Consider the following 22772-nt stretch of genomic DNA (forward strand, 5'->3'; position numbering starts at 1 on the left):
CTCAGGCCTGGAGCACGTCCTTCAGCTTGAGCTCTGAAAAGCGCGCGTGCTCCCAGAAGGCCCGCACGGCGGGCGCCGGGTCGAGCAGCACCTGCTCCAGCAGCGGCTTCGCCGGCGTGGTCTCGGGGTCGCACAGCAGCACGTAACGTGAGCTGCCGGCTTCGTCGAGCCGGCCCACCCAGTCGATGGCGACGAGCGTGTCGAGCAAGGGCTCGATCTGCAGCGGATCGGTGCGCAGGGTGGCCGACAGTTGCGCCGCGCTCATGCCGTGGGTGTTGAGCTTGCGGGCCAGCATGAGCTCCTGCAGCATGCCCACCGCCAGCAGGAAGCGGAAGCCCGGCACAGACGGGCGGCGCACCACCCGCATCTGCAGGCTCGGCGCATAGGCCGCGATCACGGCCCCCAGCAGCACGATCACCCAGGCGAGGTAGATCCAGATCAGCAGGATGGGCACGGTGGCGAAGGCGCCATACATCGTGCGGTAGGTCGGCACGCTCGCGAGATAGAGCCCCAGGCCTCGCTTTGCCAGCTCGAAGGCGGCCGCCACGAAAAGGCCGCCGGCGAGCGCATGGCGCCACTGCACGTGCGTGTTGGGGATGTAGTGGAAGAGGCTCGCCATGCCGCCGGCCAGCAGCCCGAACTGCAAGGTGTTGAGCACCACGGTGACGACGCCGGGCACGTCGCTCACCAGGCCCTTGCTGGCCGAGATGAAGTACGACGTGATGGAGAGGCTCACACCCAGCGCGAGTGGCCCGAGCGTCACGGCCGCCCAGTAGACCAGCACGCGCTGCGTCATCGGGCGCGACTTGCGCACGCGCCAGATCGCATTGAGCGTGCGGTCGATCGTGAGCATCAGTGCGAGCGCCGTGAGGACCAGCACGATCAGGCCGAAGGTGCCGAGGCGATTGGCCTGGCTTGCGAACTGCGTCAGCGCGCCCAGCACCGGGCGGGCGATGCTGTCGGGCACCAGGGCCTGCAGGAAATACTTCTGCAGCGAGACCTGGAACTTGGCGAACATCGGAAACGCGGTGAAGAGCGCCAGCATCACCGTCACCAGCGGCACGAGCGAGATCAGCGTCGTGAAGGTCAGGCTGCCGGCGGTCAGGCCCAGTCGGTCTTCGCGGAATCGCTGGCGCAGGGTGCGCAGCGTCTCCAGCCACGGCCAGTTCTGCAAGGTCTCGAGCAACTCGCTCACACGTGCGCGCCAGCTGAGCTTGAAGACGGTCGGGACATTCATTTGCGGCATCATAGCCAGCGATGACCTCTGCCATGCCCTCTACAACACCCTCCTCTGGCGCGCCGCCCGCACCGGCCGCGCCCGCCCCGATCCCGCCTTTCGTCGCCCGCACCCGCGCGCTGGCGCTCGCCAGCCTGATCGCGCTCTTCGTGCTGTGCCTTGCTTGGGAGCTGTGGCTTGCGCCCGTCGGCCGCGGCACGCTCGCGGTCAAGGCCCTGCCCTTGCTGATTCCGATTCCTGGCCTCTGGCGCAACCGCATGTACACCTACCGCTGGGTGAGCCTGATGGTGTGGCTGTATTTCACCGAGGGCGTGGTGCGTGCCACCAGCGACCGCGGCCTGAGCGCGTGGCTGGCCGGTGCCGAGGTGCTGCTGTGCCTGGCGCTCTTCACCGCGTGTGCGATGCACGTGCGCTGGCGGCTGCGCAGCGCGAAGGAGGCACAAGCATGAGCACCGCGCTCGTCAACGCACTGCGCACGGTGGTCGGCGCGGCGAACGTGATGGTCGAAGGCGACCTCTCCGCCTACGAGCTCGACTGGCGCCGCCGCTACCGCGGCAAGGCGCTCGCCGTCGTGCGGCCGGCCAACACCACCGAAGTGGCGGCCGTCGTCAAGCTGTGCGAACGCCATGGGGCCGGCCTGGTGCCGCAAGGTGGGAACACCGGGCTCGTGGGGGGCTCCGTGCCCGATGGCAGTGGCTCTCAGGTGCTGCTGAGCCTGCAGCGCATGAATAAGGTGCGCGCGATCGACGAGGCCAACCTCACGATGACAGTCGAGGCCGGCTGCATCCTGCAGGCGGTGCAGCAGGCGGCGGCCGCCCGCAACCTGCTGTTCCCGCTGAGCCTGGCGGCCGAAGGCAGCTGCACCATCGGCGGCAACCTCGCCACCAACGCGGGCGGCACGCAGGTGCTGCGCTACGGCAATGCGCGCGAGCTGTGCCTGGGGCTCGAAGTCGTCAACGCGGGCGGCGAGGTGTGGGACGGGCTCGTCGGCCTGCGCAAGGACAACACCGGCTACGACCTGCGCGATCTCTTCATCGGCAGCGAAGGCACGCTGGGCATCATCACCGCCGCCACGCTGAAGCTCTACCCGCAGCCGGCCGCGCGCACCACGGCGCTCGCCTCGCTGGACTCGCTGCCCAACGCCGTCGCGCTGCTGCAGATGGCGCAGGCGCGCCTGGGTGCCGGGCTCACCGGCTTCGAGGTGATGAACCGCTTTTCGCTGTCGCTGGTGCGCAAGCATTTCCCGCAGCTGCGCCAGCCCTTGCCCGAGGCCGAGTGGACGGTGCTGCTGGAGCAGTCGGACACCGAAAGCGAGGCCCACGCCCGCGCCCTCTTCGAGGGCCTGCTCGAAAGCGCGATGGAGACCGGCCTCATCACGGACGCGGCGGTGGCTGAATCCATCGAGCAATCGCGCTCGATGTGGCACCTGCGCGAATCGATCCCGCTCGCCCAGCCCGAGGAAGGGCCGAACATCAAGCACGACATCTCGCTGCCGGTCTCCAGCATCCCCAAGTTCGTGGCGAAGACCGATGCGGCCCTGCAAGCCGCCCACCCCGGCACGCGTTCGGTCAACTTCGGCCACCTGGGCGACGGCAACCTGCACTACAACCTGCAGGCGCCGCTGGGCGTGGACGGCTCGGAGTTCCTGCGCCTGCACGAGCCCTCGGTCAACACCATCGTCTACGACGCCGTCACCGCCTATGGCGGCTCGATCTCGGCCGAGCACGGCGTGGGGGCACTCAAGCGCGACGAGCTGACGCACCGCAAGTCGCCGGTGGCCTTGCAGATGATGCGGGCCATCAAGCGCGCGCTCGATCCGCAAGGCTTGATGAACCCGGGCCGGGTGCTCTGAGCAAAGCTCAGCGCGCCGCTTCCTCCATCAGCCAGGCGCTGAAGTCGCTCACCTCCGACTTGTCGGCGGAGTTCGCCGAACGCAGCAGGTGGTAGCCCATCGGTGACGCCACACTCTGGCTGAACGGGGTGACCAGCTTGCGCTCGCGCACCAGCTGCTCGACCAGCGGCAGGCGGCCGAGCGCAACGCCCTGACCGCGCAGCGCGGCGCTCACCATCTGGTCGTAGTCAGAGAAATACAGCGCGGCGGCGGGCTTGATGTCCAGCTGCATCGCCCGCAGCCACATCGACCAGTCGTAGAGCGGCGCGCTGTGCGACTGCTCGGTGTAGAGCAAGGTGTGGTGGCGCAGGTCCTCGGGCTTCTTGAGCGGCTTGCCCGGCGTGCGACGCAGGGCCGGGCTGCACACCGGCGTCATCACCTCGCCGAAGAGCTTCACCGCCTGCGGGCCTGCGGCGGCGCTCGCGCAATAGCGGATGGCGATGTCGACACCCTCGCGTTCCAGCTTGACGAGGGTGAAGCTCGCGGAGATGCGCACGTCCACCCCGGGGTGGCGCGCGGTGAACGAGGACAGGCGCGGGATCAGCCACAAGCCTGCAAAGCCCGGCGTGGTGGTGACGACCACCGTCTTCTGGCGCTCGATCTGGCGCAGTTGCTCGGTGGCGCCTTGCAGTTGCATCAGCACGGCACTCGCGGTGCGCGCAAACAGCTCGCCCGATTCAGTGAGCCGCAGGGCACGGTGCATGCGCTGGAAGAGCGGCACGCCAAGGCTGTCTTCGAGCGCCGCGATCTGCCGGCTGACGGCCGATTGCGTCAGCGCGAGTTCATCGGCCGCCCGGGTGAAGCTCAGATGGCGGGCTGCGGCCTCGAAGGCTTCGAGCAGGTCGAGTGGGGGCAGCTTGTAGCGTCGCATGGAGAACACCTCGCATTCCAATTTCGCATGCAAAGGATGCCAAACGATCGTTTGTCATGCGCGCCATCGCTGCAGACACTAGGTACAAGCCCGCAGTCACCGGCCGCTCACATGACCGGATGGCATGCAGGCCCCCAACCGAAGGAGCTCACCATGCAAGTCGCCATCACCCCCGTCACCCGGCTGCAGCGCCGCCAGACTTTCCAACTGCGTGCCCGCCGCGGCGAGCGCATCGAGTGCCAAAGCGGGGAACTGTGGATCACGCAGGACGGCGACCCGCGCGACATCGTGCTCGGCCCTAGGGAATGCTTCACGCTGGACCGCGCGGGCACTGCCGTCGTGTCGGCGCTGAAGGACGCGGCCTTCGTCTACCGCCGGTCGGCCAGCATGGTGCTGAGCCCGAGGCCCGCGGCATCCGAGGCCGCCCTGCCCGTGCGGGACTGCGCCGCAGCCTACTGAAGCTTGCCCTTGGCCGCCGCCGGGATCGGCAAGGCCATGACTTCGATGCCTTCTTCCTGCAAGGCCTGGGCGTCTTCAGCCGAGGCCTTGCCGCGGATGGCACGCTCTTCCGTTTCGCCGTAGTGAATGCGGCGAGCCTCTTCGGCAAACTTGTCGCCCACGTCGACGGTCGTCGACATCACGTGCTGGACCGCACGCAACCAGAGCGACTGCAAGGTCATGGACTGGTCCTGCTGAGGTGAAGCGGGCGCAGCTGGGGGCGCCGGCTCACGCGCGCCAGAGACATTCAGCCGCGGCGCCGAAGGCAGCTTGACCACCGCCTTGTCGCCGCACATCGGGCATTCGATCAGCCCCCGCTCGTTCTGGGACTGGTAGTCGTCTTCGGACGCAAACCAGCCTTCAAAGGCATGGTGGTGGGCGCAGCGCAGGTTCAGGACCTTCATGATGCCCACATTATGGGCGGGGGAATGGCGCTTACGCAGGCCCCCAATTCAAGGCCCAGCGGCCCGCGCGCCAGTTCTGCAGCCACAGCAGGCCGATCAAGGTCTTCGCGTCGGTCAGCTCGCCGCTGGCGGCCTGGGCCTCGAGCTCTTCGGCGGTCGCGATGCCGACGTCGAGGAACTCACCCGCGTCCAGGGAGCGCTCGCCGGCCTGCAGCCCGCGGGCGAACCAGACCTCGATGCCCTCATTGGAGTAGGCGATGGCGTTGTGCAGGATGCCCGCCCTCGCCCACTCGCGGGCGGTGTAGCCGGTCTCTTCCATCAGCTCCCGGATGGCGCACTGCAGCGGCGGCTCGCCCGGGTCGAGCTTGCCGGCGGGGAACTCGAGCATCACACGGCCCAGGGGGTAGCGGTACTGGCGCTCCACCACCAGGCGGCCGTCGTCGAGCAGCGGCACGATCATCACCGCGCCTGGGTGGACGATGTATTCACGCGCCGCCAGCGTGCCATCGGGCAGGCGCACCTCGTCGCGTCGCACGTCGAGGAAGTGGCCGCGGTAGACCTGCTCGGAGCTGACCTGCTCCTCGGTCAGATGGCGATCGCTCATGTCAGCGGCGCCCGGCCGCCCGAAGCCGCTGACCGCCCCCTCGGGGCAGAGCAAAGCGACGTGGGGTTTTCATCTTGCCGCGTCGGCTCAGGTCTTGAGCGCGAGCAGCACGGCGTTGGCGCAGACCATCATCAGCCAGCCGGGCAGCAGGCCGAAGATCAGCACGGCCGCACCGTTGAGCGAAAGCAGGATGCGAACGTCGCCGGTGCTGGTGATCGGGGCGGTTTCGACCGGCTCGTCGAAGTACATCACCTTGACCAGGCGCAGGTAGTAGAAGGCACCGATCAGCGACAGCACGACCGCGATCACGGCCAGCCAGATGTAGAGCGAATCGTTGGTCGACACCAGGGACTGCAGCACCGCCAGCTTGGCGTAGAAGCCCACCGTCGGCGGGATACCGGCCAGCGAGAACATGAAGATCGCCATCACCGCGGCGTACCAGGGGCTGCGCCTGGCGAGGCCCTTGAAGTCGTCGATCTCTTCGCTTTCGAAGCCACGGCGCGACAGCAGCATGATGATGCCGAAGGTGCCGAGCGTGGTCAGCACGTAGCTCACCAGGTAGAACAGCGCCGATGAGTAGCCGTTGGCGGCCGAGAAGGTGTTGTTGGAGATCACCGTCGGCGTGAAGCCCAGGAGCATGAAGCCGATCTGCCCGATGGTCGAATAGGCCAGCATGCGCTTGAGGTTGCTCTGAGCGATGGCGGCCAGGTTGCCGATCACGAGCGACGCGACGGCGAGGAACATCAGCATCTGCTGCCAGTCGTTGGCCACGCCTGACATGCCCTCGACAAGCAGACGGAAAGTGATGGCGAAGGCCGCCAGCTTCGGCGCACCGGCGATCAGCAGCGTGACGGCAGTGGGTGCACCCTGGTACACGTCCGGGATCCACATGTGGAACGGCACCGCGCCGAGCTTGAACGCGAGGCCTGCCACGATGAACACCACGCCGAACACCAGCACCGCCTTGTTGATCTGCCCGGTGGCGATGGCTTCGAAGACCTTCGGGATGTCGAGCGAGCCGGCGGCGCCGTACATCATCGACAGGCCGTAGAGCAGGAAGCCGCTGGCGAGTGCGCCCAGCACGAAGTACTTCATCGCCGCTTCGGTCGAGTCGGCATGGTCGCGGCGCAGCGCCGTCAGGGCATAGAGCGACAGCGACATCAGCTCCAGGCCCAGGTAGACCACGAGGAAGTTGTTGGCCGAGAGCATGATCGAGATGCCCAGCAGCGAGAAGAGGCTCAGCGTGAAGAGCTCGCCCTTGAGGATCTCGCGGTGCTCGGCATACGGCCGCGCATAGGCCAGCGCGATCATCACGGAGATGGTCGCGAACACACCCAGCAAGTGACCCAGCGGGTCGGTCACGACCATGCGCTGCATGCCGTAGATGGTGAAGCCGCCTTCGAAGTACAGCCAGTGCATGACCGCCACGACGGCGAGCGTTGCTTGCGTCAGCAGGTAGGTCGGTGTGCGGCGCGGGTGCTTGACCCACAGGTCCACCATGGCCACCACGCAGGCCATGCCCAGGAGCACGAGCTCGGGGTAGACGGCCAGCCAGTTCATGTCGTTCATGTTCTTGCGCTCAGTTCAGCGTTGCTCAATTGAGCTTCCGTCAGTTCAGCTTGGAGATGGCCACGTGCTTCAGCAGCTCGGTCACGCTCACGTGCATGGTGTCGGTGAAGGGCTTGGGGTAGAGGCCCATCCAGAGCACTGCCACGGCCAGCACGGCAAGCATCGCGAATTCGCGGGCATTGATGTCCTTCAGCGCGCGCACGTCTTCGTTGGCCACGGGGCCGAAGTAAACCCGCTTCACCATCCACAGGTTGTAGGCCGCGCCGAACACCAGTGCAGTCGCGGCAAGTGCGGCCAGCCAGAAGTTCACCTTCACCGTGCCGAGGATGACCATCCACTCGCCGACGAAGCCACCGGTGCCCGGCAGGCCGCAGTTGGCCATCGCGAAGAAGACGGCGAAGGCGGTGAACTTGGGCATGGTGTTGACCACGCCGCCGTAGCTTGCGATCTCCCGCGAATGCACGCGGTCGTACAGCACGCCGATGCACAGGAACATGGCACCTGACACGAAGCCGTGCGAGATCATCTGCACAAGGCCGCCCGACACGCCGAGCTCGTTGAAGAGGAAGAAGCCCAGCGTCACGAAGCCCATGTGGGCGATCGACGAATAGGCCACCAGCTTCTTCATGTCCTGCTGCACCAGCGCCACGAGGCCGATGTAGATCACGGCGATCAGCGACAGCGCGATGATCACCCAGGTCCACTTGTGCGAGGCGTCCGGGGTGATCGGCAGCGAGAAGCGCAGGAAGCCGTAGGCACCCAGCTTCAGCATGATGGCCGCCAGCACCACCGAGCCGCCGGTGGGTGCCTCGACGTGGGCGTCGGGCAGCCAGGTGTGCACCGGCCACATCGGCACCTTCACCGCGAAGGCGGCGAAGAAGGCGAAGAAGAGCAAGGTCTGCTCACCGATCGTGAGCGGCACGTTGTGCCAGGTCTGGATCTCAAAGCTGCTGCCCGACTTGAAGTACAGGAAGATCAGGGCGATCAGCATCAGCAGCGAGCCCGCCAGCGTGTACAGGAAGAACTTGAACGCCGCATACACACGCCGCGGGCCGCCCCACACGCCGATGATGATGTACATCGGGATCAGCGTGGCCTCGAAGAAGACGTAGAACAGCAGGCCGTCGAGCGCGGAGAACACGCCAATCATGATCCCCGAGAGGATCAGGAAGGCCCCCATGTACTGATTCACGCGCTCGTCGATCACTTCCCACGCGGCGATGACCACGATGATGGTGATGAAGGCAGTGAGCAGCACGAACCACACCGAGATGCCGTCCAGGCCCAGGTGGTAGCGCACCCGGAAGCGCTCGATCCAGGCGATGTTTTCCTGGAACTGCATCGCGGCGGTGGTGGAGTCGAAGCCCGTGATCAACGGGATCGTGACGAGGAAGCTGACGATGGCAGCGACGAGCGCCATCCAGCGAACGGCCTTGGCGTTTTCATCGCGGCCGAGCGCGAGCAGCAGGACGCCCGCGACGATCGGCAGCCAGATGGCGAGACTGATCAAACCCATGTTCTTGTTCTCCGTGCCCGATCAGCGTCCAAACAGGGCGCGGAGCAAAGCATCCAGCGCCGCGCCGAGGTTGGGCCACAACTGCCAGGTCATCAGGCCCAGCACGCCGAGGATCATGACCAGCGCATACCAGTACAGGCGCCCGGTCTGCACATTCCGCACCAGCGAGGCAACACCGCCCACGCCACGGGCCGTGCCGTTGATCAGCACACCATCGATCACCGCCGCATCGCCGCCCTTCCACAGGCCAGTGCCGAGCAGGCGCGCGCCTGCAGCCAGCACCTTCTCGTTGAAGGCGTCGAAGTAGTACTTGTTCTCGAGGACGCGGTTGATGAAGCCGAACTTCGACTGGAACCAGGCCGGGATCTCGGGCTTGACCAGATAGAAAGCGTAGGCCGTGACCACACCGCCCAGCGCCAGCCAGAACGGCAGCGTCTGCAGGCCGTGCAGCGCCATGGCCCAGGCGCCGTGGAAGGCCGCGCCCATCTCCTTCATCGCATGGTGCTTGGTCGCGTCGACGAAGATCGAGTCCTTGAAGAATTCGCCATACAGCATCGGCTGGATGGTCAGGTAGCCGATGAGGACCGAGGGGATGGCCAGCAACACGAGCGGCAGCCACACCACCCAGGGCGATTCGTGCGGTGTGTGCGGCTCGTGGTGGCCGTGCTCGTCGTCATGGTGATCGTGTTCACCGGGGAACGGCTTGTGGTGGAAGTGCTCCTTGCCGTGGAAGACGAGGAAGTACATCCGGAATGAGTAGAACGCCGTCACGAACACGCCCGCCACCACTGCGAAGTACGCGAACTGCGCGCCCCACAGGTGGCTCTCGTGCACCGCCTCGATGATGCTGTCCTTCGAGTAGAAGCCCGAGAACAGCGGCGTGCCGATCAGTGCCAGCGAACCGAGCAGCGAGGTGATCCAGGTGATCGGCATGTACTTGCGCAGGCCGCCCATGTTGCGGATGTCCTGGTCGTGGTGCATGCCGATGATCACCGAGCCCGCGGCGAGGAACAGCAGCGCCTTGAAGAAGGCGTGCGTCATCAGGTGGAAGACGGCGACCGAGTAGGCCGAGGCGCCGAGCGCCACCGTCATGTAGCCCAGCTGCGAGAGCGTGGAGTACGCGACGACGCGCTTGATGTCGTTCTGGATGATGCCGAGGAAGCCCATGAAGAGCGCCGTGATGGCACCGATCACGAGGATGAAGCTCAGCGCCGTGTCCGACAGCTCGAACAGCGGCGACATGCGCGCCACCATGAAGATGCCGGCCGTGACCATGGTCGCCGCGTGGATCAGCGCGGAGATCGGCGTCGGGCCTTCCATCGAGTCGGGCAGCCACACGTGCAGCGGGAACTGCGCGCTCTTGCCCATCGCACCGATGAAGAGGCAGATGCAGGTGACGGTGATGAGCATCCACTCGGTGCCCGGGAAGGTGAGCTTGGCGAGGTCGCCGGCCCGGGCGAAGGTCTCGCTGTAGTTCAGCGTGCCGGCGTAGGCCACGATCAGGCCGATGCCGAGGATGAAGCCGAAGTCGCCGACCCGGTTGACCAGGAAGGCCTTCATGTTGGCGAAGATCGCCGTGGGCTTGGTGTACCAGAAGCCGATCAGCAGGTACGACACCAGGCCCACCGCTTCCCAGCCGAAGAAGAGCTGCAGGAAGTTGTTGCTCATCACGAGCATCAACATCGAGAAAGTGAAGAGCGAGATGTACGAGAAGAAACGCTGGTAGCCGGCGTCTTCTTCCATGTAGCCGATGGTGTAGATGTGCACCATCAGCGACACGAAGGTCACCACGCACATCATCATGGCCGACAGGCCGTCGATCAGGAAGCCGACTTCCATCTTCAGGCCGCCGAGCACCATCCACTCGTAGACGGTGGCGTTGAAGCGGGCGCCGTCGATCACGTCCTTCAGCACGAAGGCCGAGATGATGAACGACACCAGCACGCCCAGGATGGTCGCGATATGGCTTCCGCGGCGGCCGATCGCCTTGCCGAAGAAGCCGGCGAGGATGGCACCGGCCAACGGTGCCAGCGGAACGGCGAGCAGCAGGTTCGGGTTCAAAGTCGCGCTCATGCCATCAACCCTTCAGCGTGTCGAGCTCGTCGACGTTGATGTTGGAGCGGTTGCGGAACAACACCACCAGGATCGCGAGGCCGATCGCCGACTCGGCGGCGGCCACGGTGAGGATGAAGAACACGAACACTTGCCCGGCCATGTCGCCCAGGTAGTGCGAGAAGGCGACGAAGTTCAGGTTGACCGCCAGCAGCATCAGCTCGATGGCCATCAGCAGCACGATCAGGTTCTTGCGGTTGAGGAAGATTCCGATCACCGACAGAGCGAAGAGAATCGCGCCCAGCGTCAGGTAATGCCCCAGCGCAACCGGGCCGGCAAAGAGGCTTGTCATTTGGTCTCTCCTGCGGGCGGGGCGGGGGGCGCAGGCGGAGGCTCCACGACCGGCTGCATCTTCACGATGCGCAGGCGGTCGGCCTTCTTCACCTTGACCTGTTGCGACGCGTCGATCGCCTTGCTGTCCTTGCGCTGGCGCAGCGTCAACGCAATGGCCGCGATGATGGCGACAAGCAGCACGAGCGCCGCGATCTGCAGGGGGTATAGGTACTGGGTGTAGATCTCGATGCCGAGCAGCTTGGTGTTGCCCATCGCGATCGACTTGGCATCGGCCGGCGGCGCGTTGACAACGTCGAAGCCCGGGATGAGCACGAGTGCCATCTCGAGCACGATCACCACGCCGACGATGGCCGCCACGGGGAAGTGCTTCCAGAAGCCGACGCGCAATGCATCGACATTGATGTCGAGCATCATCACCACGAAGAGGAACAGCACCATCACCGCGCCCACGTAGACGAGCACGAGCGAGATGGCGAGGAACTCGGCGCGCAGCAGCAGCCAGACGCACGAGGCGGAGAAGAAGGCAAGCACGAGGAAGAGCGCAGAGTGCACGGCGCTGCGTGCGGTGATCACGCGAAACGCGGCGACCAGCAGCACGGCAGAAAAGACGTAGAAGAGCGCGGTGGATGTATCCATGTGGTTCTTGTGACGGTCACGCTGACCGGGCCTTGCGGCCCGCTGGGTCAGCGATAGCGCGCGTCAGCCTCCTTGTTGGCCGCGATTTCTTTCTCGTAGCGGTCACCCACGGCCAGCAGCATGTCCTTGGTGAAGTACAGGTCGCCGCGCTTCTCGCCGTGGTATTCGAAGATGTGGGTCTCGACGATCGAATCCACCGGGCAGCTCTCTTCGCAGAAGCCGCAGAAGATGCACTTGGTCAGGTCGATGTCATAGCGGGTGGTGCGACGCGAGCCGTCATCACGGATGTCCGACTCGATCGTGATCGCCAGCGCCGGGCACACCGCTTCGCACAGCTTGCAGGCGATGCAGCGCTCTTCACCATTCTCATAACGGCGAAGCGCGTGCAAGCCGCGGAAACGCGGCGACAGCGGCGTCTTCTCTTCCGGGAACTGCACGGTGATCGTGCGCGACAGGAAGTGGCGGCCGGTCAGGGCCATGCCTTTGAAAAGCTCGGTGAGCAGGAAGCTCGAAAACAGGTTCTTGACGGATGCAACAGCGCTCATGGCATTGCCCTCTGATTACTTCCAAATATTCCAGGGGGACTGGATCCAGAGACCCACGACCACGAGCCACACGAGCGTGACGGGGATGAAGATCTTCCAGCCCAGACGCATGATCTGGTCGTAGCGGTAGCGCGGGAAGGTCGAGCGCACCCACAGGAAGATGGTCACCACGACGAAGGTCTTGCCGAAGAGCCAGAACCAGTCCCAGAACCACGAGGTGGCTTCGATCCAGGCCGGCGTCTGCATGCCGATCGCCGAGAACGAGATCGGCGCGAGCCAGCCGCCGAGGAACATGGTCACGGCCAGCGCCGAGACGAGGATCATGTTGGCGTACTCGGCCAGGAAGAACATGGCGAAGGCCATGCCCGAGTACTCGATCATGTGGCCGGCGACGATTTCGGATTCGCCTTCGACCACGTCGAACGGGTGGCGGTTGGTTTCTGCCAGGCCCGAGATGAAGTAGACGACGAAGATCGGCAGCAGCGGCAGCCAGTTCCACGACAGGAAGTTCCAGCCCGCCGATGCGAAGGTGCCCTTGTTCTGGCCGAGCACGATGTCGGTCATGTTGAGGCTGGCCGAGACCATCAGCACCACGACGAGCGCAAAGCCCATCGCGATCTCGTAGCTCACCATCTGCGCCGACGCTCGCAGCGCGCCGAGGAAGGCGTACTTCGAGTTGGAGGCCCAGCCGGCGATGATGACGCCGTAGACCTCCATCGAGGTGATCGCCATCAGGAACAGCAGGCCGGCATTGATGTTCGACACCGCCTTCTCGGGACCGAAGGGCACGACCGCCCAGGCCGCCAGCGCCGGCATGATGGTCATGATCGGGCCGAGCAGGAAGAGGCCCTTGTTGGCAGCGGTCGGGAGGATGATCTCCTTGAAGATCAGCTTCACCGCATCGGCGATCGGCGTCAGCAGGCCCCACGGGCCCACGCGGTTGGGACCGGGGCGGATCTGCGTCCAGCCGATGGCCTTGCGCTCCCAGAGCGTGAGGTAGGCGACGCAGATCATCAGCGGTGCGACGAGCGCGATGATCTTGATCAGGCTCCAGGCCACGGCCCAGGTGTTGGGGTAGGCCTGGGTGAACTGGTTGAACAAGTCGACCATGGTCAGGCCTTCTCCACGGTGATGGCACCGAACATCGCGCCGAGCGACGCGGTGCACGGGTGGCCGGCCGGCACACGCACGGCGGTGGCCGCGAGCGTGGCGTCAAGACGAGCAGGCAGCACGGCCTGCGCCTTGCCCTGCGCAACGCGCACGGAGGCGCCTTCACTCAAACCGAGTTGCAGCCAGAGGGCAGACGGGATGTCGGCCACCGGCGGTTTGGCATCGGCGGTGAGCTGCAGCGAGGGGGCGCGACGCACCAGCGGGTCAGTGCAGTAGATCGGCACATCAGCGATGCGCTCGAGGCCGGGTGTGGCCGTCGGTGCAGCCGCCCGTGCGGCAGCAGGCTTGTTGCTCAGGCGACCGGCAACGGTGCTCAGATCACCCAGCGCTTCGGCCTTCACCTCTTCCGAGGTTTCGAACTCGAAGCCCTTCAGGCCGAGCATGTTGCCAAGCACGCGCAGCACCTTCCACGCGGGACGGGTGTCGCCGAGCGGGCGCACCACGCCGTGGAAGCTTTGCACGCGACCTTCGGCGTTGACGAAGGTGCCCGAGGTCTCGGTGAACGGGGAGATGGGCAGCAGCACGTCGGCGTTGTCGACGGCGGCGTTCTTGAACGAGGTCAGCGCGACCACCATCTGAGCACCGTTCAGCGCTTCACGGGCGGCAGCCGGGTTGGCGGCGTCGTAGGCCGGTTCGGCGTTGAGCAGCAGGGCCGCCTTCAGCCCGCCGGTCGACAGCATCTGACCGGCGTTCAGGCCGCCGCTGCCGGGCAGCGCGTTGACGAGCTGTGCGCCGACGGTGTTGGCCGCATCGGTCAGATAGCCGACAGACGCCCCGGTCTGCTCGCCGATCCACTGCGCGAGCGACAGCAATTGACTGGCTTGCGGGTGCTGCGCGGCGGCATTGCCGAGCAGCACGGCCTTGCGTTCGCCGGCCAGCAATGCGGCGGCGATGGCCTTGGCCGCATCGGTCGTTTCAGCCTGCACGGGTGCAGCGATGCCCTTGCTGGCGGCGACGGCGCTGGCCACTTCGGCCAGCGCCTGTGCCCACAGGTTCGGGGCGACGATGAGGTCGTTCGCGGTCGGGATCAGCCAGTCATCGGCCACGGCGTTGATGCGCGACACCTTGGCGCCCTTGCGCGCAGCCTGCCGGATGCGCTGGGCGAAGAGCGGGTGGTCCTTGCGCAGGAACGAACCCACCACCAGCGCGCTTTGCAGCGTGGAGAGAGAGGCGATGGAAGTGCCAAGCCATCGAGCCGTAGGCGAGCCGGACGACACGCCGCCCACATTGGCGAAGTCAGCGTGACGCAGGCGGTAATCGATGTTCTCGCTGCCGAGCCCACGCACCAGCTTTGCCAGCAGGTGCAATTCTTCAGTGGTGCTGTTGGCGGAGCCCAAGGCGCCGATGGCCTTGGCACCATGGTCGGTCTTGATCTGCTTCAGACCGTTGGCGACGTATTCGAGCGCGGTCGTCCAGTCGACCGTCTTCCACTCGCCGCCCTGCTTGAGCATGGGGGCGGTCAGGCGGTCTTCGCTGTTGACGGCTTCGTACGAGAAACGGTCGCGGTCGGCGAGCCAGCACTCGTTGACGTCTTCGTTCTCAAGCGGCACCACCCGAAGGACCTTGTGGTTCTTGACCTGGACGATCAGGTTGGCGCCAGTGCCGTCATGCGGGCTCACGCTCTTGCGGCGCGACAGCTCCCACGTACGGGCGCTGTAACGGAAAGGCTTGCTGGTGATCGCGCCGACCGGGCACAGGTCGATCATGTTGCCCGACAGCTCGGAGTCGACGGTGTCGCCGGTGATGGTGGTGATCTCGGAGTGCTCCCCCCGGTGCACCATGCCCAACTCCATGATGCCGGCCACTTCCTGGCCGAAGCGCACGCAGCGGGTGCAATGGATGCAGCGGCTCATCTCCTCCATCGAGAGCAGCGGGCCGACTTCCTTGTGGAAGACGACGCGCTTCTCTTCGGTGTAGCGGGAGGACGATCCGCCGTAGCCCACGGCCAGGTCTTGCAGCTGGCACTCGCCGCCCTGGTCGCAGATCGGGCAGTCGAGCGGGTGGTTGATCAGCAGGAACTCCATCACGCCCTGCTGGGCCTTGATCGCCTTGTCGCTCTTGGTGCGGACGATCATGCCCTGCGTCACCGGCGTGGCGCAGGCGGGCATGGGCTTCGGGGCCTTCTCCACCTCGACCAGGCACATGCGGCAGTTGGCAGCGATGGAGAGCTTCTTGTGATAGCAGAAGTGCGGGATGTAGGTGCCGGCCTTGTCGGCTGCATGCATCACCATGCTGCCTTCGGCGACCTCTACCTTCTTCCCGTCGAGTTCGATTTCGATCATGTCGTGTTGCCTTGGGGGCCCGCGTCAGACGTAGGCCGGGACCACGCTGGTCTTGTGCTCGATGAGGTGGACAAACTCATCGCGGAAGTGCTTGATCATGGCGCGCACCGGCATCGCGGCGGCATCGCCCAGCGCGCAGATGGTGCGGCCCTGGATGTTGTCGGCCACCGAGTTCAGCAGGTCGATGTCTTCCATGCGGCCCTGGCCGTTGGCGATGCGCTCGACCATGCGGAAGAGCCAGCCCGTGCCTTCGCGGCAGGGCGTGCACTGGCCGCAGCTTTCGTGCATGTAGAAATACGAGAGGCGGAGCAGGCTCTTGACCATGCAGCGCGAGTCGTCCATCACGATGACGGCGCCCGAGCCGAGCATGGAGCCAGCCTTGGCGATGGAGTCGTAGTCCATCGTGCACTCGTTCATGATCGACGCCGGCAGCACCGGGGCCGACGAGCCACCGGGGATCACCGCCTTGAGCTTGCGGCCGGTGCGCACACCGCCCGCCAGTTCGAGCAGCTTCGGGAACGGCGTACCGAGCGGCACTTCGAAGTTGCCCGGCTGGTTGACGTCACCCACCACCGAGAAGATCTTCGTGCCGCCGTTGTTGGGCTTGCCGATCTCGAGGTACTTCTGGCCGCCGTTGCGGATGATCCAGGGCACCGCCGCGAAGGTCTCGGTGTTGTTGATCGTGGTCGGCTTGCCGTAGAGGCCGTAGCTGGCCGGGAACGGCGGCTTGAAGCGCGGCTGGCCCTTCTTGCCTTCGAGCGACTCGAGCAGCGCGGTTTCTTCGCCGCAGATGTAGGCGCCGAAACCGTGCGCAGCGTGCAGTTGGAAGTTGAACGACGAGCCGAAGATGTTGTTGCCGAGGTAGCCGGCAGCGCGGGCCTCTTCAAGTGCGGCTTCGAACCGCTCGTACACCTCGAAGATCTCGCCGTGGATGTAGTTGTAGCCGGTGGCGATGCCCATCGCAAAGGCGGCAATGGCCATGCCCTCGATCACGATGTGCGGGTTGAACATGAGGATGTCGCGGTCCTTGCAGGTGCCCGGCTCGCCCTCGTCGGAGTTGCAGACGAGGTACTTCGCGCCCGGGTACATGCGGGGCATGAAGCTCCACTTGAGGCCGGTCGGGAAACCGGCACCGCCACGGCCGCGCAGGCCTGAGGTCTTCACCTCGGCGATCACCTGCTCGGGCGTCATCGGCTCGAGGCCGTTGCCGCCCGTGAGAATGCGGCGCAGCGCCTGGTAGCCGCCGCGTGCCTCGTAGTCTTTCAATGACCAGTTCTTGCCGTCGAGGCCGTCATAGATCTGCGCGCCGATGTGGCGGCCGTGGAAGCAGGTCTCCGTGCCCTTGGCCTGGAACTGCGACAGGTCGATCTGGGGTTGCATCGTCGAACTCACTTCCTGGCGCCGGCGCGCAGCGTGTCGACCAGCGCATCGAGCCGCTGGTTGTCCATGAAGCTGCACATCTGGCGGTCGTTGACCAGCATCACCGGCGCGTCGGCGCAGGCACCCAGGCACTCGCTCTTCTGCACGGTGAAGAGGCCGTCGGCCGTGGTACCGCCCTCTTCCACGCCGAGCTTCTCGCACAGGTGGTTGAGCGCGCCCTGCCCGTTGCGCAGCTGGCACGGCAGGTTGGTACAGACGTTGAGCTTGAAGGTGCCCAGCGGCTGCTGGTTGTACATGTTGTAGAAGGTCGTGACCTCGTGCACCGCGATCGGCGGCATGCCGAGGTAGTCGGCGATCAGGCGCTCGCCGTCGGCCGACACGTAGCCCTGCTCCTGCTGCAGGATGGACAGGCACGCCATCACGGCCGACTGTTTCTGGTCGGCGGGGTACTTGGCGACCTCGCGGTCGAAGCGGGCGCGCGTGGCCTCGCTGAGGGTTGCAGTGGCGGCGCTCACCGGTCGATCTCTCCAAACACGATGTCCATGGTGCCAATCACGGCCACCGCGTCGGCGATCATGTGGCCGCGCGACATTTCATCCAGCGCCGCGAGGTGCGGGAAGCCGGGGGGACGAATCTTCAGGCGATAAGGCTTGTTGGCGCCGTCGCTCACGATGTAGATGCCGAATTCGCCCTTCGGGTGCTCGACGGCCGAGTACACCTCGCCCTCGGGCACGTGGAAGCCTTCGGTGAAGAGCTTGAAGTGGTGGATCAGCTCTTCCATGCTGGACTTCATGTCCACGCGCGAGGGCGGCGCGACCTTGTGGTTGTCGGTGATGACGGGGCCGGGGTTGGCCTTCAGCCACTTCACGCACTGCTGGATGATGCGGTTGGCCTGGCGCATCTCTTCCACGCGCACGAGGTAGCGGTCGTAGGTATCGCCGTTGCTGCCCAGCGGGATGTCGAAGTCCATGCGGTCATAGACGTCGTAGGGCTGGTTCTTGCGCAGGTCCCACTGGATGCCCGAGCCACGCAGCATCGGGCCGGTGAAGCCAAGGTTCAGCGCGCGTTCCGGAGAGACGACGCCGATGCCGACGGTGCGCTGCTTCCAGATGCGGTTGTCGGTGAGCAGCGTCTCGTATTCGTCGACGCGCTTCGGGAAGTTGTTCGCGAAGGTCTCGATGAAGTCGAGCAGCGTGCCCTGGCGGTTCTCGTTCATCTGCGCGAGCGCGCGCGCGTTGCGGATCTTCGAGGCCTTGTACTGGGGCATCGAATCCGGCAGATCACGGTACACACCACCCGGGCGGAAGTAGGCCGCATGCATGCGGGCGCCCGAGGCGGCCTCGTACATATCAAAGAGGTCTTCGCGCTCGCGGAAGCAGTAGATGAGCATGTTCATCGCACCGCAGTCGAGGCCGTGCGCACCGAGCCACATCAGGTGGTTCAGCAGGCGGGTGATCTCGGAGAACATCACGCGGATGTACTGCGCACGCTCGGGCACCTCGATGCCCAGCAGCTTCTCGATGGCCAGGCAGTAGGCGTGCTCGTTGCACATCATCGAGACGTAGTCGAGCCGGTCCATGTAGGGCAGCGACTGGATGTAGGTGCGCGTCTCGGCGAGCTTCTCGGTTGCGCGGTGCAACAGGCCGATGTGCGGGTCGGCACGCTGGATGACTTCGCCGTCGAGCTCGAGCACGAGGCGCAGCACACCGTGCGCAGCCGGGTGTTGCGGGCCGAAGTTGAGGGTGTAGTTCTTGATCTCAGCCATCAGTGCAGGCCGCCGTAGTTGTCTTCGCGGATGATGCGCGGCGTGATCTCGCGCGGCTCGATGGTCACCGGCTGGTAGATGACGCGCTTCTGCTCGGGGTCGTACCGCATCTCGACGTGGCCGCTGACCGGGAAGTCCTTGCGGAACGGGTGACCGATGAAGCCGTAGTCGGTGAGGATGCGGCGCAGATCGAGGTGGCCGTCGAAGAGGATGCCGTAGAGGTCGAATGCCTCGCGCTCGAACCAATTGGCCGAGTTCCAAATCGGGGTGAGCGCCGCCACCGATGGCAAATCATCATCAGGGCAGAACACCTTCAGGCGCACGCGCCAGTTGTGGCGGACCGACAGCAGGTGCGAGACGACGGCGAAGCGCGGGCCATCGCGCGGCTCGTCCTTGTACGAGGAATAGTCGACGCCGCAAAGGTCGACGAGTTGCTCGAAGTACAGCGTGCCGTCATCGCGCAGCCGGGTCGCCACGTCGAGGTAGTTGGCGGCGGACACGGTGACCGTGATCTCGCCGCGATCGCGGACGAGGGATTTGATCTTGTCGCTGAGCGCGCTTTCGAGCGCAGTTTGGAGTGTGTCGAGTCTGCTCATGCGTGCGCTCAGCGGGCGATCGTGTTTTCGCGGCGGATCTTCGTCTGCAGCTGCAGGATGCCGTAGAGCAGCGCTTCTGCCGTCGGCGGGCAGCCCGGCACGTAGACGTCCACCGGCACGATGCGGTCGCAGCCGCGCACGACGGAGTAGCTGTAGTGGTAGTAGCCGCCACCATTCGCGCAGGAGCCCATCGAGAGCACCCAGCGCGGCTCGGCCATCTGGTCGTACACCTTGCGCAGCGCCGGCGCCATCTTGTTGCACAGCGTGCCAGCGACGATCATCAAGTCGCTCTGGCGCGGGCTGGGACGGAACAGCATCCCGAAACGGTCGATGTCGTAACGGGCGGCACCCGCGTGCATCATTTCCACCGCGCAACACGCGAGGCCGAACGTCATCGGCCACAGCGAACCGGTCTTGGACCAGTTGACCAGAGCATCGACGCTCGTGGTGATGAAGCCTTCTTTGAGAACGCCTTCGATACCCACGGTACTACCTCGCAATCATTCCCAGTCGAGGGCGCCCTTTTTCCACTCGTAGGCGAAGCCGACGACAAGGATGCCCAGGAACAACATCATGGCCCAGAAGCCGGCAGCACCGATCTCGTGCAGCGACACGGCCCAGGGGAAGAGGAAAGCAATTTCCAGGTCGAAGAGGATGAAGAGGATCGCCACCAGGTAGTAGCGCACGTCGAACTTCATCCGCGCGTCTTCAAACGCCTCGAAACCGCATTCGTAAGGGGAGTTCTTGGCGGCGTCAGGACGACGCGGCCCGAAGAGAAAACCCAGCACCTGGGGCGCCACACCGACCGCCACACCTACCAGGATGAACAAGATCACAGGAAGGTAGGGGCCGAGATTCATGGTGGCGTCAGGCTGCTGAATCCGGCAAGGCGCCGGGTAGGTGCCTTGCCGATGGATCTGGTGCCGACGGCGAGACTCGAACTCGCACAGCTTTCGCCACTACCCCCTCAAGATAGCGTGTCTACCAATTTCACCACGTCGGCCTAACGGGTCTGCCGTTCAACTTCCAGCAACGGCGCCTGGATTGCATGAGGTATCGCTCACCAGACAGCCTGTGATTCTAACCTCAAACATCACGCGAACTCACTGCTGCAGTATTACCTACAGCGCGATTTGACGCCGGACAACGCCCGGCGTTTCACATCACTTGCTGCCCGGGATCGAGGCAGGCGCAGAGGCCGAGGGCGCGGACGTCGAAGTAGCAGGCGCTGCCCCTGGGATCACCGCCGCAGCCGGTACCGCACTGCTCGCAGGAGCACTCGCAGCCGCGGGTGCCGCCCCTGCGCGATCGAGAACGCTGTCGCTGGGCGTGGCACCGGAGCGCGTGTTGGCGCTGTAGGCAAGAGCCAGGGTGCAGCAGAAGAAGATCGCAGCGCATACCGCGGTGGAACGGGACAGGAAATTGGCACTTCCGCTGGCGCCAAAAAGGCTGCCCGATGAACCGCTGCCAAACGATGCGCCCATGTCGGCGCCCTTGCCGTGCTGGATCAACACCAACCCGATCATGGCCAACGCGGTCACGATCTGCAGCACCAACACGACATTCATCAACACTTGCATTGCTACGAGCTCCAGGTTTTGTTCTTCAGGGCCGACGCTCAGGCGGCGGCTTTGCAGATGGCAGCGAAATCGGCAGCCTTCAACGACGCACCGCCGATGAGACCGCCGTCGATGTCGGCTTGGGCGAACAGGTGCTTGGCGTTGTCGGCCTTCACGCTGCCACCGTAGAGGATGAGCATCTCGCCTGATTTTTCGGTGGCGGCATGCAGTTGAGCACGCAACACCGCGTGCACGGCCTGCGCTTGCTCGGGCGTGGCGGTCTTGCCGGTGCCGATGGCCCACACCGGCTCATAGGCCACGACCACCTGCGAGATGCAGTGGCCGAGCGTGTGAATCACCGCCGACAGCTGGCGCTTGACGACCGCATCGGTCTGGCCTGCTTCGCGTTCGGCCAGTGTTTCGCCGACGCACACAATCGGCGTCAGCTTGTGGGCCAGCGCGATCTTGGTCTTGTCGGCGACCAATTGATCCGACTCGGCATGGAGCGCTCGGCGCTCCGAGTGGCCGACGATCACGAAGTGGCAGCCGAACTCGGCCAGCATGCCAGCCGACACCTCACCGGTGTACGCACCCGATTCGTGGGCCGAGCAGTCCTGCGCCCCCCATTGCATGCGGCTGCCTTGTAGCGAGAGCGCCGTGTCGGCGAGATACGGAAACGGCGCGCACACCGCCACTGCGGCATCCCACGGCTCGGCTTCCTTCAGTGCAGCCAGCAACTCGGCATTGGCCACACGGCTGCCGTTCATCTTCCAGTTGCCCACCACGAGTTTGCGACGCATCGATTCGATTCCTAGAGGTTCACCACGTGAGCACGATCTTGCCGATGTGCTCGTTCGATTCCATCAACGCGTGGGCCTGCGCTGCCTGTTCGGCCGGGAAGGTCTTGAAGATCACCGGTTTGACCGCGCCCGAAGCCAACCAGGGCCACACCTTCGCGCGCAGAGACTGCGCGATGGCCGTCTTGAACGCGACCGGACGCGGCCGCAGCGTGGAGCCGGTGACGGTGAGGCGCTTGCGCATCACGACACCTGCGTCGATGCGCGCTTCCACCCCGCCCTGCACTGCGATGATGACCAGCCGGCCGTCTTCGGCCAGGCAGCTCAGCTCACGCGCCACGTAGTCGCCGGCGACCATGTCCAGCACGACATCGACGCCGCGCTTCTCGGTGATACGCGCCACTTCGGCGACGAAGTCCTGGCTGCGGTAGTTGATCGCATGGTCGGCACCGAGCGAGCGGCAGGCCTCGCACTTCTCGTCGGAGCCCGCGGTGGCGATCACCGTCGCGCCCACCGCCTTGGCAAGCTGAATGGCCGTCACGCCGATGCCGCTGGTCCCACCTTGCACGAGGAAGGTCTCGCCCGCCTTCAGGCCACCGCGGTCGAACACGTTCGACCAGACAGTGAAAAAGGTCTCGGGCAGGCTGGCCGCCTCGACATCGCTCAGCGAGCCCGGCACCGGCAGGCACTGCCCGATCGGCGCCACGCACTGCTCGGCATAACCGCCACCGGCCACCAGCGCACAGACGCGATCACCGGGCTTGAAGCCTGCAGCGCGCATCGCTTCGCGGTCGCCGTCGATGATGACGCCGGCGACTTCGAGCCCCGGCAAGTCGGACGCACCGGGTGGCACCGGATAGTGCCCCTTGCGCTGCAGCACGTCAGGCCGGTTGACGCCAGAGGCGCTGACACGGATCAGCACCTCCCCCGCCCCCGCAGAGGGCGTGGGGCGATCGACCGGACGCAGCACGTCCGGCTTGCCGTAGGACGAGATTTCGATGGCTTTCATGGCGTCAAGAAGCAGGCAGGCAGCGACGGTCGCCGCC

24 protein-coding genes and 1 tRNA gene are annotated in these 22772 nt (G+C 65.4%); 3 read left to right on the forward strand and 22 right to left on the reverse strand.

Annotated features, from left to right (window positions below):
* Position 1 precedes the first annotated feature (1 nt).
* On the reverse strand, positions 2 to 1237 hold the full coding sequence (locus JI745_RS04530) for a YihY family inner membrane protein (protein ID WP_201804132.1): 1236 nt from the start codon (positions 1235 to 1237) through the stop codon (positions 2 to 4).
* A 32-nt stretch (positions 1238 to 1269) separates the two neighbouring features.
* Between JI745_RS04530 and JI745_RS04535 the strand changes: the two genes are divergently transcribed.
* Positions 1270 to 1686 carry a DUF2069 domain-containing protein gene (locus tag JI745_RS04535; RefSeq protein ID WP_201804133.1) on the forward strand — a complete coding sequence of 139 codons (417 nt, stop codon included), beginning with the start codon at positions 1270 to 1272 and terminating at the stop codon, positions 1684 to 1686.
* Positions 1683 to 3089 (forward strand): FAD-binding oxidoreductase, encoded by a 1407-nt coding sequence (locus JI745_RS04540; protein WP_201804134.1) that lies wholly within the window; start codon positions 1683 to 1685, stop codon positions 3087 to 3089. The genes JI745_RS04535 and JI745_RS04540 overlap by 4 nt, the downstream gene beginning before the upstream one ends.
* Positions 3090 to 3096: 7 nt before the next feature.
* On the opposite strand, the gene gcvA is transcribed toward JI745_RS04540, so the two are convergent.
* The gene (gene gcvA, locus JI745_RS04545) at positions 3097 to 3999 is read right to left on the reverse strand and encodes a transcriptional regulator GcvA (protein ID WP_201804136.1); all 903 of its coding nucleotides are present in this window, start codon (positions 3997 to 3999) and stop codon (positions 3097 to 3099) included.
* Between the two features lie 153 nt (positions 4000 to 4152).
* On the opposite strand from gcvA, the gene JI745_RS04550 reads away from it, so the two are divergent.
* The gene (locus tag JI745_RS04550) at positions 4153 to 4458 is read left to right on the forward strand and encodes a DUF2917 domain-containing protein (RefSeq protein WP_201804137.1); all 306 of its coding nucleotides are present in this window, start codon (positions 4153 to 4155) and stop codon (positions 4456 to 4458) included.
* Here JI745_RS04550 and JI745_RS04555 read toward each other — a convergent pair.
* The 20 genes from JI745_RS04555 to JI745_RS04650 all read right to left on the reverse strand — a co-directional run bounded on the left by JI745_RS04555 (position 4452) and on the right by JI745_RS04650 (position 22735).
* Complete coding sequence (locus tag JI745_RS04555) at positions 4452 to 4901, reverse strand: DUF1178 family protein (protein WP_201804139.1); 450 nt, start codon at positions 4899 to 4901, stop codon at positions 4452 to 4454. The two genes, JI745_RS04550 and JI745_RS04555, sit on opposite strands and share 7 nt — an antisense overlap.
* A 31-nt stretch (positions 4902 to 4932) precedes the next feature.
* Positions 4933 to 5505 carry an NUDIX domain-containing protein gene (locus tag JI745_RS04560; RefSeq protein ID WP_201804144.1) on the reverse strand — a complete coding sequence of 191 codons (573 nt, stop codon included), beginning with the start codon at positions 5503 to 5505 and terminating at the stop codon, positions 4933 to 4935.
* 87 nt (positions 5506 to 5592) lie between these two features.
* Entirely contained in the window at positions 5593 to 7074 is a 1482-nt protein-coding gene (gene nuoN, locus JI745_RS04565) for an NADH-quinone oxidoreductase subunit NuoN (RefSeq protein ID WP_201804145.1), read from the reverse strand.
* Between the two features lie 40 nt (positions 7075 to 7114).
* Complete coding sequence (locus tag JI745_RS04570) at positions 7115 to 8590, reverse strand: NADH-quinone oxidoreductase subunit M (protein WP_201804146.1); 1476 nt, start codon at positions 8588 to 8590, stop codon at positions 7115 to 7117.
* 21 nt (positions 8591 to 8611) lie between these two features.
* Positions 8612 to 10663: an NADH-quinone oxidoreductase subunit L gene (gene nuoL, locus JI745_RS04575; RefSeq protein WP_201804147.1), complete on the reverse strand. Its 2052-nt coding sequence runs from the start codon at positions 10661 to 10663 to the stop codon at positions 8612 to 8614.
* Positions 10664 to 10667: 4 nt separating this feature from the next.
* On the reverse strand, positions 10668 to 10994 hold the full coding sequence (gene nuoK / locus JI745_RS04580) for an NADH-quinone oxidoreductase subunit NuoK (RefSeq protein WP_201804148.1): 327 nt from the start codon (positions 10992 to 10994) through the stop codon (positions 10668 to 10670).
* The gene (locus tag JI745_RS04585) at positions 10991 to 11632 is read right to left on the reverse strand and encodes an NADH-quinone oxidoreductase subunit J (RefSeq protein ID WP_201804149.1); all 642 of its coding nucleotides are present in this window, start codon (positions 11630 to 11632) and stop codon (positions 10991 to 10993) included. The genes nuoK and JI745_RS04585 overlap by 4 nt, the downstream gene beginning before the upstream one ends.
* Before the next feature lie 47 nt (positions 11633 to 11679).
* A complete protein-coding gene (gene nuoI / locus JI745_RS04590) occupies positions 11680 to 12177 on the reverse strand; it encodes an NADH-quinone oxidoreductase subunit NuoI (RefSeq protein WP_201804151.1) in 498 nt (165 codons plus the stop codon).
* 15 nt (positions 12178 to 12192) lie between these two features.
* Positions 12193 to 13287, reverse strand: a complete 1095-nt coding sequence (nuoH, locus tag JI745_RS04595; RefSeq protein WP_201804152.1) for an NADH-quinone oxidoreductase subunit NuoH — start codon at positions 13285 to 13287, stop codon at positions 12193 to 12195.
* 2 nt (positions 13288 to 13289) lie between these two features.
* Positions 13290 to 15629, reverse strand: coding sequence for an NADH-quinone oxidoreductase subunit NuoG (nuoG, locus tag JI745_RS04600; protein ID WP_201804154.1), 2340 nt, complete (start codon positions 15627 to 15629; stop codon positions 13290 to 13292).
* A 24-nt stretch (positions 15630 to 15653) separates the two neighbouring features.
* On the reverse strand, positions 15654 to 17009 hold the full coding sequence (gene nuoF / locus JI745_RS04605; RefSeq protein WP_201804155.1) for an NADH-quinone oxidoreductase subunit NuoF: 1356 nt from the start codon (positions 17007 to 17009) through the stop codon (positions 15654 to 15656).
* Between the two features lie 8 nt (positions 17010 to 17017).
* Positions 17018 to 17524, reverse strand: a complete 507-nt coding sequence (nuoE, locus tag JI745_RS04610) for an NAD(P)H-dependent oxidoreductase subunit E (protein ID WP_201804157.1) — start codon at positions 17522 to 17524, stop codon at positions 17018 to 17020.
* Complete coding sequence (locus JI745_RS04615) at positions 17521 to 18774, reverse strand: NADH-quinone oxidoreductase subunit D (protein WP_201804159.1); 1254 nt, start codon at positions 18772 to 18774, stop codon at positions 17521 to 17523. The genes nuoE and JI745_RS04615 overlap by 4 nt, the downstream gene beginning before the upstream one ends.
* On the reverse strand, positions 18774 to 19370 hold the full coding sequence (locus tag JI745_RS04620; protein WP_201804160.1) for an NADH-quinone oxidoreductase subunit C: 597 nt from the start codon (positions 19368 to 19370) through the stop codon (positions 18774 to 18776). Before JI745_RS04620 ends, JI745_RS04615 begins: the two co-directional genes overlap by 1 nt.
* 8 nt (positions 19371 to 19378) lie before the next feature.
* Entirely contained in the window at positions 19379 to 19855 is a 477-nt protein-coding gene (locus tag JI745_RS04625) for an NADH-quinone oxidoreductase subunit B family protein (protein ID WP_201804161.1), read from the reverse strand.
* Positions 19856 to 19870: 15 nt separating this feature from the next.
* Entirely contained in the window at positions 19871 to 20230 is a 360-nt protein-coding gene (locus JI745_RS04630) for an NADH-quinone oxidoreductase subunit A (RefSeq protein ID WP_201804163.1), read from the reverse strand.
* A gap of 58 nt (positions 20231 to 20288) precedes the next feature.
* Positions 20289 to 20373, reverse strand: a tRNA-Leu gene (locus JI745_RS04635).
* A 160-nt stretch (positions 20374 to 20533) separates the two neighbouring features.
* Positions 20534 to 20950, reverse strand: a complete 417-nt coding sequence (gene secG, locus JI745_RS04640) for a preprotein translocase subunit SecG (RefSeq protein WP_201804164.1) — start codon at positions 20948 to 20950, stop codon at positions 20534 to 20536.
* A 38-nt stretch (positions 20951 to 20988) separates the two neighbouring features.
* Positions 20989 to 21729 carry a triose-phosphate isomerase gene (tpiA, locus tag JI745_RS04645; protein WP_201804165.1) on the reverse strand — a complete coding sequence of 247 codons (741 nt, stop codon included), beginning with the start codon at positions 21727 to 21729 and terminating at the stop codon, positions 20989 to 20991.
* 19 nt (positions 21730 to 21748) lie between these two features.
* Entirely contained in the window at positions 21749 to 22735 is a 987-nt protein-coding gene (locus tag JI745_RS04650) for an NAD(P)H-quinone oxidoreductase (protein ID WP_201804166.1), read from the reverse strand.
* Positions 22736 to 22772: the final 37 nt, after the last annotated feature.

Source organism: Piscinibacter sp. HJYY11, from assembly GCF_016735515.1.
Taxonomy (GTDB): domain Bacteria; phylum Pseudomonadota; class Gammaproteobacteria; order Burkholderiales; family Burkholderiaceae_C; genus Rhizobacter.